Source organism: Marinicauda sp. Alg238-R41 (genome assembly GCF_947331485.1).
Classification (GTDB): Bacteria; Pseudomonadota; Alphaproteobacteria; order Caulobacterales; family Maricaulaceae; genus Marinicauda; species Marinicauda pacifica.
On the sequence record NZ_CAMZOJ010000003.1, the window covers coordinates 384348 to 398189 of the forward strand.

The window sequence follows — 13842 nt, forward strand, 5'->3', positions numbered from 1 at the left end:
AGCAAAAACAGTCATTTGAAAGCATGGTAACAGGTTACCGTCAAATTGCGGCCCATCCGGTACTCACAGGCCCTAAACCCCGCTAGATAGAGACCAAGCTGCTGCCACACGACCGATATCATGACCCTTTCCCGCCGAAGCTTTCTGCACCGCGCTGCCGCCACCAGCACGGCCTTCACCGGCCTGGCGAGCCTGGCTGCCTGCGCGCCGCGCGGGGTGGATGGCTATCTCAACCAGGTGGCCGGATACGGTCCGCTGCAGCGCGACCGGCGAGGCCTGATCGATCTGCCGCGGGGCTTCGACTACCAGATCCTGTCTGAAACCGGCGACCGGATGAGCGACGGGCTGATTGTGCCGGGCGACCCGGACGGCATGGCGGCATTCACCGACGCTTCGGGGAAGATAAGGCTCGTGCGCAATCACGAGCTGATGCCGGACGAGCCGGAGAAGTCGGCGTTCGGCACGCGCGCCGAGCGCCTGAGTCGGATCGACGAAACGCGCATCTATGACCGGGCCGGCGACGGCCTGCCCTATCCGGGCGGGACGACCACCCTGGTCCTGGACCCCGAGACCCTTCGCATCGAGGCGCAATTCCTGTCGCTGGCGGGCACGGCAAACAATTGCGCAGGCGGGCCGACACCCTGGAATAGCTGGATCAGCTGCGAAGAGACGCTGGTACGCCGGGGAGAGGATGCCGGCGTTGATCACGGCTATGCGTTCGAGGTGCCTGCGGGCGCCAACGGGCTCGTCGAGCCGCAACCCCTGCGCGGCCTCGGCCGGTTTCGTCATGAGGCCGCCGCGGTCGATCCCGTCACCGGCATCGTCTACCAGACCGAGGACGACGAGCCGGCGCTCTTCTACCGCTTCATTCCAGATTATCCCGGCGAGCTGTGGCGTGGCGGCCGGCTTCAGGCCCTGGCCATCGAGGGCCGCCCGGGAGCCGATCTGAGAAACTGGGAGGACAGCCCCTCCCCGGTCCCGGCCGGGCGCCAGCTTGATGTGCGATGGATCGACCTGGAGGATATCGACAACCCGCAAGACGATCTGGCCGCGCGTGCCATCGCGGCCGGCGCGGCGCGCTTCACCCGCGGCGAAGGGATGTGGTTTGGCGACCGGGAGCTCTATTTCTGCTGTACCGATGGCGGGCCTGCCCGGATCGGGCAGATCTGGCGCTACCGGCCGAGCCGGTTTGAAGGCTACGCTCAGGAACGCAGCGAAAGCGGCGTGCTGGAGCTGTTTGTGGAAACCACGGATGCGCGCCGGCTGGAGAAATGCGACAACATCACCATCGCGCCCTGGGGCGATCTCATCGTCGTTGAAGACGGCGACGCAGACCAGTTCATCCGCGGGGTGACGCCGCAGGGGCAGATTTACACGATTGGCCGCAACGCACAGAGCGATTCAGACGGCGAATACAGCGAGATAACCGGACCATGCTTTTCACCGGACGGAACGACACTCTTTTTCAACGTGCAGCAAGCACCGGGACGTACCTTCGCCGTGCGTGGCCCATGGCCGCGGCGGTCGCTGGACTTGGCCTGACGCTTGCCGCCTGCGGCGACGCCCCCGAGGGTGACACCGCGGCGCCGGGCGAGAGCGCGCAGGTCGACACGACGCGTGTCGACAGCGCCATCGTCACCGTCGCCTTCGATCCCAGCCGGCCCGTCGACGACCTCACCTTCCTGCCCGACTCCGATGCGCCCTGGCAGGGCCTGATCGCCGCCTCACTGAGCGACGGCGGTTACGAGGTCTTCAACCTGGATGGCGAAGTGGTCGGCGGCGAGGCCGGGCCGCGCCTGCGCAGCATCACCGCCGCGCCGGACTTTGCCCTGCGCGGTCTGACCATTCCGCTGCTCTTCGGGATCGACAGCGACGGCGCTGTGCGCGCCCAGGCCTTCATCGCCGAGGAAACGACCTTCATCGAGGTCGGTTTGACCGGCGAAGGCCTCGAGGACAACGCCACGGCCGTCTGTCACGCCGGCTCGGGCATCGGCTTTGTCGATATCGCGCTGCTCAACGATGACGAAACCGCCCAGATCTGGCGGGTCGAGGACACCGGACAGGACAATCTGCAACTGACCCTGCAATCGCAATTCGACCTGCCCTTCCCTGCCCGGGCCTGCGCCAGCGCCGGGACCGAGCTGATCGTCACCGGGCCGACCGGCGGAGCCGCACGTCTGGACCGGGACGGACAGGTCGTGGCCGATATAGAGGGCTATTCCCTGGCCGATGTCGCCTATGGCGAACTGCTCGGCCGGGCCGTGGCGATCGCACCGCTGGGCCAGGACGGACAGCTGGGCGTGTTCGATGCCAACTCGATGGAACCGATCACGCTGATCGAGTTCGAGGAAGGGCTGAACGCACCGGCCATCCTGCAGCCGGGCGCGATCGACCTGACAGACGCCAATTTCGGCGGGTCGCCCTTCTCCGGCGGTCTGCTGGCCGTTTACGACCGCGAGGACGGCCGCCTGAAGCTTATCGGGCGAGACGTCATCACGCGGATCGTCGTCGCTCCAGAATAAGCATTGGTGCGCTAGGCGCCTGACGGGGCGGCCCGGGCGGCTTCGCCGTCCGCCTCGCTGCGAGACAGGAGCCAGGCCGCGTAGCCGGACACGCCGAAGAGCGCGATGGCCCCGGCCTGGTGCAGCAGCGAAAGCGAGAGCGGCGCGGCATTGACCAGCGTCGCGATGCCCAGGAGCACCTGGACGATCAGGACAGCCGGCACCAGCAGGGCCAGGCGGGAGACGGCGCCCGTTCCCTGGCGGCGATAGCGCCAGGCCAGAAGAAGGCCCGCCACGGTCAGGACATAGGCAAACCAGCGATGCTGGAGCTGGACCGCCGGGCGGCTTTCGAAGATGGCCTGCCAGAAGGGCATGCCGCCGAGATAGCCATCGGGGATGAGCCGGCCCTCGAAGAGCGGCCAGCTGGTGTAGATCCGGCCCGCATCCAGCCCGGCCACGAAGGCACCGAGGGCGATCTGTAACAGGACCCCGGCCCAGAACAGTCCAGCGAGCGCGAACAGGCCGGATCGCCGTGTGAGGACTTGCGCCCCGTAGCGCAGGTCGAGCGCAGTCCACAGGGTGAGGCCGAGTATCACGAAGGCCATGGAGAGGTGCGTGGCCAGCCGGTACTGGCTGACATCGAGCCGGTCTGCGAGACCGGACGAGACCATCCACCACCCGATGGCACCCTGAAGCCCGCCGAGAGCGAACAGAATCCACAGGCGCGGGCGCAGCCGGCGCGGGGCAATGCCCCGGACCAGGAAGATGAAGAACGGCACGGCGAAGACCAGGCCCAGCGTGCGGCCGAGCTGTCGATGGCCCCATTCCCACCAGTAGATGAACTTGAACTCGTCCAGGCTCATGCCCCGGTTCTGTTCCTGGTATTCGGGAATCTGGCGGTATTTTTCCAGCTCCGCCTCCCAGCCCGCTTCGCTCAGCGGCGGAACGGCGCCGGTCACCGGGCGCCATTCGGTGATGGAAAGCCCGGAATCGGTGAGCCGCGTTGCACCGCCCACGACGATCATGGCGCAAACGAACAGCGCCACGATGACCAGCCACCAGAACATCGCCCGGCTGGTGCCGGGGGCGGTGAAGGCGCGCGGCAGACGCGCATCGGCCGGTTGTGTCAGGACGCTCATGGGTTTCCTCAGATGTGCTCGTCAGCGCGCTAAATACCTGCCTGCCCGGCGAGGGCAAGACGCACGCGCGCTTTCGCCGCGCCACCTGCCGACGACATTTTCATTCCGGGGGGCTGGCAAGCGGCCTGAACGCGGCCTACCCTTGACGTAAACGTCAATGGGAGGAGACCACATGTCCCTGGAAGAATTTCGCGCCGAAACCCGCGCGTGGCTCGAAGCCAATTGTCCCGACAGCATGCGCACGCCGATCTCCGGCGAAGGCGATATCTGCTGGGGCGGGCGCGACTGGAAATTCAAGAGCGAGGACCAGCGGCTCTGGCTGGAGCGTATGGTCTCCAAGGGCTGGACCGTTCCCGCCTGGCCCACCGAGTATGGCGGCGGCGGCCTGTCCAAGGACAAAGCCTTCGTTCTGAAGGAAGAGATGAAGCGCATCGGCGCGCGCAGCCCGCTGGACAGCTTCGGCATCTGGATGCTCGGCCCGGCCCTGCTGAAATTCGGCACGCACGAGCAGAAGCTGGAACACCTGCCCCCGATCGCGCGCGGCGAAATCCGCTGGTGCCAGGGATATTCCGAACCCGGCGCGGGCTCCGATCTCGCCTCGCTGCGCACCAAGGGCGTGCTGGACGGCGATCACTACACGGTGAACGGCCAGAAGGTCTGGACCAGCTATGCGGACAAGTCCGACTGGATCTTTGCCCTGGTGCGCACCGAGCCGGATGCGCCCAAGCACGAAGGCATCTCCTTCCTGCTGATCGACATGGCTCAGGACGGCGTCTCGACCAAGCCGATCAAGCTGATCTCCGGCAAGTCGCCCTTCTGCGAGACCTTCTTCGACGATGCCAGGGCCCTGGTGAAAAACCGGGTCGGCGATGCCGGCCAGGGCTGGACCATCGCCAAATACCTGCTGAGCCATGAGCGCGCGAGCATCGTGTCCGAAGGCGCGTTCGGCGGGCTGAACCCGATCACGGCAGCGACGGCCTCCGGCGAGATGGATGAGGACGGCAAGCTCGCCGATCCGATCCTGCGGGGCGAAGTGGCCAAGCTGACCATCGATGGCCTGGCCTTCGAGGCGACCATGCGCCGTGTGAAGGAAGAAGCCGACCATGGCGAGGGCGTCGGGGCGCGCGCCTCCGCGCTGAAATATCTCGGCACCGAGCTCAACAAGCGCCGGCACGAGCTGAACATGAGCGCGCTCGGGTCCGACGGGCTGTTGTGGGAAGGCGACGCGGAGAGCGATGGCGATCCGGCGCGCAACTGGCTGCGGGCCCGGGCCAACTCGATCGAGGGCGGGACGAGCGAGATCCAGCTCAACATCGTGGCCAAGCGCGTGCTCGAGCTTCCCGGCGGCTAATCTGATACTTTAAGGAATTACTCGATGACCTTCATTCTTAACGACGAAGAGCAGATGCTTCGCGACAGCGCGAAGTCGTTCCTGAAACAGACCTCGCCGGTGTCGGCGCTGCGCAAGCTGCGCGATGACAAGGATCCGGTCGGCTATTCGGCCTCGGTCTGGTCGTCCATGGCCGAGATGGGCTGGTGCGGCGTTCTGGTCGAGGAAGACCATGGCGGGGTGGATCTCGGATACACCGCCGCCGGACTGCTGCTGCAGGAGATGGGCCGGACGCTGTGCGCCTCGCCGTTCCTGCCCACGGCCGTGCTGTCGGCGAGCGCCCTGCGCCTGGCCGGTTCGGATGCGCAGAAATCGGCCTGGCTGCCCAAGATCGCGTCCGGCGAGGCCGTGATCGCGTTCGCCGTCGACGAGAAGGCCCGCCACAACCCGGACCGGATCGACACCAAGGCGATCAAGGACGGCAACGGCTTCCGTCTGAGCGGCGAAAAGCGCTTCGTGTCCTGCGCCATGGGCGCGGATGCCTTCATCGTCGCGGCGCGTACCGAGGACGGGCGCATCAACCTGTTCCTGGTCGACGCCGATGCGGCCGGGGTCGAGCGCACCGCGCGCCGCACCCTGGACAGCCACGTGCCGGCCGATATCCGCTTCGACGACGTGAAGCTGGACGGCGACGCGCTGCTGAACGGCGCCGAAGACAGCGAGACCGCCTATCGCCATGTGCTGGATGCCGGACGCGCCTGCCTGGCGGCCGAAAGCCTGGGCGTCGCCGAAGAGGCCTTCGACCTGACCATCGACTACATCAAGGAACGCGAGCAGTTCGGCCAGCCGATCGGCTCCTTCCAGGGCCTCCAGCACCGGGCCGCGCATCTGTATTCGGAGATGGAGCTGGCGCGCACGCTGGTCATGAAGGCGCTGCGCGCGCTGGACGAAACCCCGTCCCAGGCGCCGCTCTGGTGCGCCGCGGCGAAGGCGAAAGCCACCGAGGTCTCGCGCCTGGCCGGCTCGGAAGGCATCCAGATGTATGGCGGCGTCGGCATGACCGACGAGTACGATATCGGCCTCTACTACAAGCGCGCCCAGGCGGCGGGCGAGTTTCTGGGCGACGATAGCTGGGGTGCCGGACAGGTCGCGCGGCTCTCGGGTTACTAGAGAAAGCCTGGAAGGGAGAAGACAGGGCAGCGGGGCTCGGGCATAATCGGTCCATGACCCGCTCCCTGGCTTCCCCCTCACCCGATCTGCATGGCGCTGGCGGCGCACTTGGACGCGCCTTCCTGTTTCTCGGGATCGTGCTCCTGCCGCTCGGGCTCACCCTGCCGCTGATGGAGACTGCGCGCCTCGTAGTCCTCAGGGCCACCTATTCGGTGCTCGAAACGATTCAGGTCCTGTGGGCGACCGAGGAATTTGCCCTCGCCCTGCTCCTGGGCGTGTTCTGCGTGGCGATACCGGTTGCGAAGGCCGGCCTCCTGACCTGGCTTCACCTGTCGTCGCGGGCATTCGGCCGCAGAGCGCTGCGCCTGGTCGACATCATGGGTAAATGGTCGCTCAGCGAGGTTCTGGTCGTCGCCGCGATGATCGTGTTGTGGTCCTCGGACGGGTTTTCCAGCGCCGCGAGCCTGCCCGGCCTGTGGATTTTCGCCGCGAGCACAGTCCTGCTCATGCTGGCGGCAGGGCAAATCACACGCGACGCCAGACGGCATCTGGACGCAGAGGCACTGCCTGCGAGCCGCGAAGGGGCTTAAGGCTAGAGGTTCGAGCGGATGCGGGCGGTTTCGGTCGACTCGCGGGGCAGGTTCAGAATCGGGTCCGGGAGAACGCGGCCGATTTGCGCGCAGACATCCGCCCAGTCTCCGATCGCGAGGGCGTTCACACCCAGCTTCTGAGCCTGGCGCGAGGCATGGGCGGCGCGCATCAGCGTCAGGTCGCCGTAAATGTAGACCAGGGACTCCAGCCGGCCGAGAGACGGCTCGAGCTTCTGGAAAAATTGAGCGTACTCATCGGGATTGAGCATCGGGAGCGCGAGCCGGTAATCGATCAGGAAATGGCGGTAATCGCCGCCATCCAGACGCTGGATGATGCGATCCGCATTGCGCATGCTGGCACTGAACCGGGTTTCGCCCAGAAGCGCCGCATAGCGGCAGTCCGGCACGAGATCGAGGGCATAAATCCGCCCGTCCTCATCCGCTGGACTCTGGAACACCGTGCTGCCGTCCATCATCATTCGCCCCTGCCTCAATCGTTTCATCGACCTGAGTAGATCAGAAAATGGTACCGCCAAGGTTAAGCTTGCGGCCCGTGCTTAGTCATCGCCCCAGGACCGGGGCGCGACGGACAGGATACTCTCCTCATCGGCCGCGCGCTGAAGGCGGGCCAGCAGCTGGTCGACCGGTTGGTTTTCCAGGTCCTCGACGCTGTATCCCGGCAGAGGCGGCAAAGTGATATTGAGCAGGGCCATCGACCATTTGGGGAACAGCCGGGTTTCGACCGGCTCATCGATGCGGATTGTCATGTTGGTATGACGCGGGTCGCCAAGAAGCCGGTCCACGAGCGCCCCTATCGGTCCGGGTGGGCCCTCGATGTACTGAAGGAAGCGGCCACGGTCATAGGCGAGTACGCCGGTGATGTCGTCGGCGCGGTTATTGCGCTCGCTTTCCATCATGATTTTCGAAATGGCCGCACGGAAGTCGTCGCGGTCGGCCCTGATCAGGCTCTGGCTAACATAGAGGATGCATTTCAACGACATGGTACGTTCCAGGGCTAATGCTGCTCGGCCGCATGAGGGCGAGACGCGAAGGGATCGTATTTTTCAGGAGGCTGGGGAAACCGGGCCGGTTTGGGAAAGATGCTCCCCTGAAACAGGTTCACGCCGAGCTTGATACTCTCCTCCACCACGGGAAGGCTGGTGCAATCGTCCATTGCGATGGCGGCCCGAAGGTGCGCGGCTCCGCTCTGAAAGCGGATAAGCGCATTCATGTCGCGTTGCAGGGCTTCGCAATCGCGCGGCGCAGAGATCACGAAACCATCCAGGCGGCCCTCGAAGAACCGGTCGCACCGGGCCTGACGAAAATCAATATCAAAGAAGACCCGCCGGAAAAACAGGCTGGCAAGACGGGTGACTTCCGCATAGCGCGTAGACGGCGCGTCTGCCGGAGCGTTCAGGATGCGCAAGGCGAGGACTTGTTTGAGGCGATCGGGCAACTCAGCCAGTCTTGCCGCATAAATCACACGCAAGCGCGCCACTGTCAGTGTTTCAAAAGAAACCGGTACCGCGAGAAGGCAGCTTCGTCCGCGATCGAGACAGTCGGCCGCATGAGCCGACACGCGTGCAAGGACCGCGATGTCGAACTTGAGCAGGTCTTCCGGCCTATGCGTACCTGGCAGTACCCGGTGGAAGACGCGATCGGGCTGGCGGCGTAAATCCAGCAGTGGCATCGCGCAACGCAAGGCGATATGTCCGCTCGCCGACGCCCAGACCGGCTGATAGAACATATCGAAGGCAGGGACACCTGGCCGGGACGCGACTGTTTGCGGACCCGCCTTCTCGTACTCTTTGGCAGCGGTATCGAGCGCCGTGGAGTCTGCGGCATCGATCAGCCCGGAGATCGACATCGGCATCGTGCCAGTCTCCAGTGCGAGTTCCTTGAGATAATCGGTGCCCAGAAAGAAGACTTTCAGTTCGCGCTCAATGCGTTCGGCCAGAGCAGGCGCGCTCTCGCCGCGATCGGGCGATGGCAGGACGAGAAAGCCATTGCCGGCGCGCAGCATCAGGTCACGCGGGCCGATGCGCTTTTTGATGAAAGTTTCACAGGTCTCGAAGATGCGGGCTTTGACCTTGGGCCAGCGTTCGCCATAGCGCTCGGCCAGTTCGTCCAGGTTCAAGAATTTGAACTGGCTCGCGCTGACATCATCCGCGCCGGCCAGAGCCTCGCGAAACGCCTTCAGATTGGCCAAGGACGTCATATGATTACCGCTAGTTCCTTGTTTCTTTTATGGAATTATTTATTCAATCGATCTCATTGGGGACCCAAAAGATTGTTTAAAGATTAACATTAAACACGTTCAATGTTTGTGGGTATTCAAATCGCACTTTCCCGCCCCTCGCCCGTCCGGCAAACAGCCCGTAACGTGTGATCCGTTCGCGATGCCCGGTTTCAGGCGATAGTCATGATGCAAACTCTTCTCACCGGGCTTGCCGCCCTCGTCTGGGCAGCGATGGGCAGTGCAAGCGCGCAGGAGCCGCCGGACGGGCTGGATCCGGTGGCCCCTTTTTTTGCTTTTGAAACCGGTCCGGTCCTGATCGAACGGGCCTCATTGATCGACGGCACGGGCGGTCCGGTCCGGCGCGGCATGAGCGTGCTGATCGAAAGCGGACGCATCGCCGGGGCCGGTCCCGACGGCACGATAGACGCGCCGGCCGGCGTGCGCCGTATCGACGGCGCTGGCGCTACGCTGATCCCCGGGCTGATCGGGGCGCACGATCACACCCACATGCCAGGTGCCCCGCTGCTGCAGCGCGCGGCGAGCCGGCTTTATCTGGCGGGCGGGGTGACCACAATCCGGACGGTGGGCGCGGCCTCCCCGATTGCCGATCTGGCCATGGCCGAAGCGGCCGAGACCGGACGGGCAGCGGCCCCGCGCGTGTCCACATCCTCACCCTATGTCAGCGGGCCGGGCGATGCGCCGGTCATGGTCCAGCCCGCCAGCGAGGAGGAGGCGCGCGCCTTCGTACGGCGCTGGGCCGAAACCGGCGTGGACTGGATCAAGCTCTACCGCCGGGTGGAACCGGATATCGCGCGTGCCGTGATCGACGAGGCGCATGCGCAGGGCCTGCGCGTGGCGGGACATTTGTGCTCTCTCACCTTTGCAGAGGCGGCAAACATGGGGATCGACACGATCGAGCACGGGCTGGTCTCCGCATCCGATTTCCTGACCGGCAAACCAGAGGGAGAATGCATCGCCGGCTCTGTGGGCAATATGGAGCACGTCGACCCGGACGGCGACGCCGCGCGCGCGGTCTATGCGGCCATGATCGGGAACGGCACGGCGCTTGTCTCCACCTTGACCATTGTCGAGAGCCGGTTCGCCCATCGCTATCAGGGCGAGGAGCGGGTCGTGCGCTATCTGGCCCCGGCGTTTCGCGAGACCTACGAGGCGCGCCAGGTGGCGCTACGAAGCATCGCCAGCACGAGCGAGCCCAGTGCGGCATTTGACAACGCGATGCGCTTCGAACGTGCCTTTCATGAGGCCGGCGGGCTGTTGGCAGCCGGAGTGGATCCGGGCCGTCACAACCTTCCCGGCTTCGGAAATCAGCGCAATTACGCGCTGTTCCTGGAAGCCGGTTTCGCGCCGGAAGAGGCCATCCAGGTCATGACCCTGAACGGCGCGCGCATCATCGGGCGCCAGGATGAGCTGGGCTCGGTGGAGGCTGGAAAGTTCGCCGATCTGGTGCTGCTGGATGGCGATCTGATCGCCGATCCAGGCGCGATCACGCGGCCGCGCCTCGTCTTTCTCGGCGGCAGGGCATTCGATCCGGACGCGTTGCTGTCCGGCCTGGAAGGCCGCGTAGGACTGCAATGAGGCGGGCGGCTAGCGATTCCGGCCACGGCGCCAGCCGGCTCCGGACACAGCGCCGCAAGGGCTGCGCGCGAAACACATCAACGAAAAAGGGAGGAATGGTCGGAACGGCGGGATTCGAACCCGCGACCCCCGGTCCCCCAGACCGGTGCGCTAACCGGGCTGCGCCACGTTCCGACTGATGCCCACTTCGCCAGGGGGGTAAGGCGAAGGAAGCGGCGTTATAGGCGCGCGGGCCGCAGGCGGCAACCGCGATTGTGAGCCGACTGACAGTGACCGCCAAAGGGCCGATTACAAAGGCAGCCGACCGGTCCGGTTCAGCTCTCCATCGCCTGACGCAGCGAGTCGCGCGCGCCGATCAACCGCTCGAGCACGTGTTCCAGCCTGGCGCGCCCGGCCGCGTCCAGCGGTGCCGCTGCGCCCGCCGGGGTTGCGCCCTCATCATCGGCGCCGGCCTCTGGCCGGGCGCTCTCGGCATCGGCCGCAGCGTCTGGTGTCTCGGAAACGCCAGGCGCGTCGGGAAAGGGCGAGCCGCCGCCTTTCCCAAGCTCGGCAACAGCAGCCACACCGTGGTCGCGCAGGTATTTCTGCGCCCCCTTGATGGTGAAACCCTCTTCGTAGAGGAGCTGGCGCAATCCCTTCAGGAGCTGAATGTCCTGGGGACGGTAGAGCCGCCGCCCGCCATTGCGCTTGAGCGGTTTGAGCTGGGTGAATTTCGACTCCCAGAACCGCAGGACGTGCGCCGGCAGGTCCGCCTCTTCGGCGGCCTCGGAAATCGTGCGGTAGGCGTCGGGCGACTTCTCGGAAGCCATGCTTATTTCGCCAAGGCCTCGTCGATGCGATCCTTGAGGACCTGTGACGGCTTGAACACCAGCACGCGGCGCGGGTCGATCGGCACTTCCTCGCCCGTCTTCGGATTACGGCCCATCCGGCCATTCTTCTCGCGCAGGGCGAAAGACCCGAAGGAGGAGAGCTTGACCGTTTCACCGCCGGCGAGCGTGTCCGCCATCAAGTCCAGCACAGACTCGACCAGGGTGGCGGAGTCCTGTCGCGACAGCCCGACTTCCCGGTAAACGGCTTCGGCCAGATCGGCACGGGTCAGTGTCTTGCCTGTCATCGAAACACCCTCAATTAAAATACCAGCGCGAGCCTACGTTGCCTCGATACACACGGTCAACGTTAACCACGCTGGAGCCTCAATAACGTGCTAACGCCGCGCCCCAGGTGAAGCCGCCGCCGAGCGCTTCCATCAAGACCAGATCGCCGCGCTTGACCCGGCCATCGGCAATCGCAGCCTCGAAGGCCAGCGGAATCGATGCCGCTGACGTATTCCCGTGTCTGGCGACTGTTGAGACCACTTTCTCAACGGGAATGTTCAGCCGCTTGGCCACGCCGAGCAGGATGCGCTCATTGGCCTGGTGCGGAATGAACCAGTCAATGTCCGCGATCTCGCGCCCCGAAAGTGCAGCCAGTTCGGTGATGGAACCGGCAATCTTGGTCACGGCGTGCTTGAAGACCTGATTGCCCTGCATGCGCAGATGCCCGACCGTTTGCGTCGCGGACGGCCCGCCATCCACATAAAGAAGGTCGCGGAAGCGCCCGTCCGAGCGCAGATGCGTGGCAATCAGGCCTTCATCCTCGGCCTCCTCGCCCGCAGTCAGAACAACTGCTCCCGCGCCGTCGCCGAACAGCACGCAGGTCGCGCGGTCCTCCCAGTCCAGGATGCGCGAAAAGGTCTCCGCCCCGATCACCAGGGCGCAGCGCGCCTGCCCGGCCTTGATGAAATTGTCGGCGGTGGCCAGCGCATAGATGAAGCCGGAGCACACGGCGTGAACGTCGAAGGCCGCCCCCTGCTCCACCCCCAGCTTTTCCTGGATGATGGTCGCGGTGGCGGGAAAGGTGAGGTCCGGTGTCGCCGTGGCCACGACGATCAGATCGACGGCGCCGGCGCTGATCCCCGCGTGTTCGAGCGCCGCCCGCGCAGCGTGCGTGCCCAGATCGCTGGTCAGCTCGCCCTCGGCGGCGATGTGGCGCTCGTGAATGCCGGTGCGCTCGCGAATCCACTCATCGCTGGTTTCCACAATCTCGCACATGTCCGCATTGGTCATGACCCGTCCCGGGAGATAGGCGCCAACGCCGGCGATGCGGGAAATCGTGCGGGTCACGCGTGCTCCTCTTCGGATCCGGACTGCGGGGCTGCGGCCTGGACGGCTTCCAGACGCGCCAGATTCTGTTCGATCTCGGTCAGGAAGTGACTGTCGGCCATCTCAAGGGCGATGCGCAGCGCGGTGGCAAAGCCCGGACCGTCCGTTCCGCCGTGACTTTTGACCACCACACCGTTCAGGCCGAGGAAAACGCCGCCATTGACGTTGTTCGGGTCCATGCGCGCCCGCAATTGCTTGAGCGCGCCCATGCTGAGCAGCGCGGCGCCAAGCTTGGCAAGGGGCGAGCTGGTCAGCGCTTCGCGCACCCAGCCGCCCACCAGGCGGGCGGTGCCTTCGGCCGTCTTCAGCGCAACATTGCCAGTGAAGCCGTCGGTCACGACGACATCGGTGGTGCCAGCCGAGATATCATTGCCCTCGATGAAGCCGCGATAATCCATGTCGAGCCCGGCTTCGCGCAGGAGCGTATCGGCGTCGCGCACGACCTGATCGCCCTTCAGCTCTTCCTGGCCCACGTTCAACAGGCCGACACTGGGGCGGCTCACACGGTGGACGGCGCGATGGAAAGATTCGCCCAGAACCGCGAACTCAACCAGCTGTTCGGGCGCGCAATCCACGTTCGCGCCCACATCCAGAACCGTGCAAAATCCCTGAGGCACCGGCCAGCTGGCGGCGATGGCCGGACGGTGCACGCCTGATTTCATGCGCAGGATGACCTTGGAGATCGCCATCAGCGCGCCGGTATTGCCGGCGGAGATGGCCACATGGGCCTCCCCGTCCTTGATGGCGTGAACCGCATTCCACATCGAGGAGCCGCGCGCACGCCGGACCGCCTCGGACGGCTTGGCATCCATCGAGACGGTCTGGTCGGTGTGGCGAATCTCGCAGACCTCGGCGAGTGAAGTGTGGCGCGCGAGCAGCGGACGGATGCGCGCCTCGTCGCCATGCAGGATCAGCCGCACAGGGCGCTGGCGTCCCTTGAGGAAATGAGCGGCGCCATCGACGATGCTCTCAGGGGCGTGGTCGCCCCCCATGGCATCGACAGACAGGACCAAGGGTGAAGGCATGAATCAAATCCGGTCCAACGACCCGCCGGGGGCGGGTCAAAACGCGCGAAA

General features: G+C 65.3%; 14 protein-coding genes and 1 tRNA gene. 6 read left to right on the top strand and 9 right to left on the bottom strand.

The features are described 5' to 3' along the window. The first annotated feature begins 120 nt into the window (after positions 1-120). Positions 121-1542 carry an alkaline phosphatase PhoX gene (locus tag PGP17_RS13800; RefSeq protein ID WP_270375927.1) on the top strand — a complete coding sequence of 474 codons (1422 nt, stop codon included), beginning with the start codon at positions 121-123 and terminating at the stop codon, positions 1540-1542. After that, positions 1512-2522 (top strand): hypothetical protein, encoded by a 1011-nt coding sequence (locus PGP17_RS13805; protein ID WP_270375929.1) that lies wholly within the window; start codon positions 1512-1514, stop codon positions 2520-2522. The genes PGP17_RS13800 and PGP17_RS13805 overlap by 31 nt, the downstream gene beginning before the upstream one ends. 11 nt (positions 2523-2533) lie before the next feature. On the opposite strand, the gene PGP17_RS13810 is transcribed toward PGP17_RS13805, so the two are convergent. Further along, positions 2534-3640 carry a COX15/CtaA family protein gene (locus PGP17_RS13810; RefSeq protein ID WP_270375930.1) on the bottom strand — a complete coding sequence of 369 codons (1107 nt, stop codon included), beginning with the start codon at positions 3638-3640 and terminating at the stop codon, positions 2534-2536. 172 nt (positions 3641-3812) lie between these two features. On the opposite strand from PGP17_RS13810, the gene PGP17_RS13815 reads away from it, so the two are divergent. Genes PGP17_RS13815 through PGP17_RS13825 form a run of 3 tightly spaced genes read left to right on the top strand, consistent with a single transcriptional unit; the run spans position 3813 to position 6730 of the window. Next, positions 3813-4991 (top strand): acyl-CoA dehydrogenase family protein, encoded by a 1179-nt coding sequence (locus PGP17_RS13815; protein WP_270375931.1) that lies wholly within the window; start codon positions 3813-3815, stop codon positions 4989-4991. A 24-nt stretch (positions 4992-5015) separates the two neighbouring features. After that, complete coding sequence (locus PGP17_RS13820; protein ID WP_270375933.1) at positions 5016-6140, top strand: acyl-CoA dehydrogenase family protein; 1125 nt, start codon at positions 5016-5018, stop codon at positions 6138-6140. Between the two features lie 53 nt (positions 6141-6193). Further along, positions 6194-6730 (top strand): paraquat-inducible protein A, encoded by a 537-nt coding sequence (locus tag PGP17_RS13825; protein WP_270375934.1) that lies wholly within the window; start codon positions 6194-6196, stop codon positions 6728-6730. A gap of 2 nt (positions 6731-6732) precedes the next feature. On the opposite strand, the gene PGP17_RS13830 is transcribed toward PGP17_RS13825, so the two are convergent. From PGP17_RS13830 to PGP17_RS13840, 3 genes are read right to left on the bottom strand one after another with little or no spacing between them, the layout of a single operon-like run. Next, positions 6733-7233 carry a hypothetical protein gene (locus PGP17_RS13830; protein WP_270375935.1) on the bottom strand — a complete coding sequence of 167 codons (501 nt, stop codon included), beginning with the start codon at positions 7231-7233 and terminating at the stop codon, positions 6733-6735. A 54-nt stretch (positions 7234-7287) separates the two neighbouring features. After that, positions 7288-7731 (bottom strand): BLUF domain-containing protein, encoded by a 444-nt coding sequence (locus tag PGP17_RS13835; RefSeq protein WP_270375936.1) that lies wholly within the window; start codon positions 7729-7731, stop codon positions 7288-7290. Positions 7732-7745: 14 nt separating this feature from the next. After that, positions 7746-8948, bottom strand: a complete 1203-nt coding sequence (locus PGP17_RS13840) for a hypothetical protein (protein ID WP_270375937.1) — start codon at positions 8946-8948, stop codon at positions 7746-7748. Between the two features lie 204 nt (positions 8949-9152). On the opposite strand from PGP17_RS13840, the gene PGP17_RS13845 reads away from it, so the two are divergent. Beyond that, entirely contained in the window at positions 9153-10565 is a 1413-nt protein-coding gene (locus PGP17_RS13845; protein WP_270375938.1) for an amidohydrolase family protein, read from the top strand. Positions 10566-10661: 96 nt separating this feature from the next. On the opposite strand, the gene PGP17_RS13850 is transcribed toward PGP17_RS13845, so the two are convergent. The 5 genes from PGP17_RS13850 to plsX all read right to left on the bottom strand — a co-directional run bounded on the left by PGP17_RS13850 (position 10662) and on the right by plsX (position 13791). Further along, a tRNA-Pro gene (locus PGP17_RS13850) sits at positions 10662-10739 on the bottom strand. Between the two features lie 140 nt (positions 10740-10879). After that, entirely contained in the window at positions 10880-11374 is a 495-nt protein-coding gene (locus PGP17_RS13855; RefSeq protein ID WP_270375940.1) for a MerR family transcriptional regulator, read from the bottom strand. 2 nt (positions 11375-11376) lie between these two features. Then, positions 11377-11679 carry an integration host factor subunit alpha gene (locus tag PGP17_RS13860; protein ID WP_135943763.1) on the bottom strand — a complete coding sequence of 101 codons (303 nt, stop codon included), beginning with the start codon at positions 11677-11679 and terminating at the stop codon, positions 11377-11379. 79 nt (positions 11680-11758) lie between these two features. Next, the gene (locus PGP17_RS13865; protein WP_270375942.1) at positions 11759-12727 is read right to left on the bottom strand and encodes a beta-ketoacyl-ACP synthase III; all 969 of its coding nucleotides are present in this window, start codon (positions 12725-12727) and stop codon (positions 11759-11761) included. Next, positions 12724-13791, bottom strand: coding sequence for a phosphate acyltransferase PlsX (gene plsX, locus PGP17_RS13870; protein ID WP_270375943.1), 1068 nt, complete (start codon positions 13789-13791; stop codon positions 12724-12726). Before plsX ends, PGP17_RS13865 begins: the two co-directional genes overlap by 4 nt. Positions 13792-13842: the final 51 nt, after the last annotated feature.

Bases quoted from the DNA above. Each gene is read 5' to 3' on its own strand.
- PGP17_RS13805 (WP_270375929.1), top strand. From the start codon at position 1,512: ATGGCCGCGGCGGTCGCTGGACTTGGCCTGACGCTTGCCGCCTGCGGC.
- PGP17_RS13855 (WP_270375940.1), bottom strand. From the start codon at position 11,374: ATGGCTTCCGAGAAGTCGCCCGACGCCTACCGCACGATTTCCGAGGCC.
- PGP17_RS13845 (WP_270375938.1), top strand. From the start codon at position 9,153: ATGATGCAAACTCTTCTCACCGGGCTTGCCGCCCTCGTCTGGGCAGCG.
- plsX (WP_270375943.1), bottom strand. From the start codon at position 13,791: ATGCCTTCACCCTTGGTCCTGTCTGTCGATGCCATGGGGGGCGACCAC.
- PGP17_RS13830 (WP_270375935.1), bottom strand. From the start codon at position 7,233: ATGAAACGATTGAGGCAGGGGCGAATGATGATGGACGGCAGCACGGTG.
- PGP17_RS13860 (WP_135943763.1), bottom strand. From the start codon at position 11,679: ATGACAGGCAAGACACTGACCCGTGCCGATCTGGCCGAAGCCGTTTAC.
- PGP17_RS13835 (WP_270375936.1), bottom strand. From the start codon at position 7,731: ATGTCGTTGAAATGCATCCTCTATGTTAGCCAGAGCCTGATCAGGGCC.
- PGP17_RS13800 (WP_270375927.1), top strand. From the start codon at position 121: ATGACCCTTTCCCGCCGAAGCTTTCTGCACCGCGCTGCCGCCACCAGC.
- PGP17_RS13815 (WP_270375931.1), top strand. From the start codon at position 3,813: ATGTCCCTGGAAGAATTTCGCGCCGAAACCCGCGCGTGGCTCGAAGCC.
- PGP17_RS13840 (WP_270375937.1), bottom strand. From the start codon at position 8,948: ATGACGTCCTTGGCCAATCTGAAGGCGTTTCGCGAGGCTCTGGCCGGC.
- PGP17_RS13820 (WP_270375933.1), top strand. From the start codon at position 5,016: ATGACCTTCATTCTTAACGACGAAGAGCAGATGCTTCGCGACAGCGCG.
- PGP17_RS13810 (WP_270375930.1), bottom strand. From the start codon at position 3,640: ATGAGCGTCCTGACACAACCGGCCGATGCGCGTCTGCCGCGCGCCTTC.
- PGP17_RS13825 (WP_270375934.1), top strand. From the start codon at position 6,194: ATGACCCGCTCCCTGGCTTCCCCCTCACCCGATCTGCATGGCGCTGGC.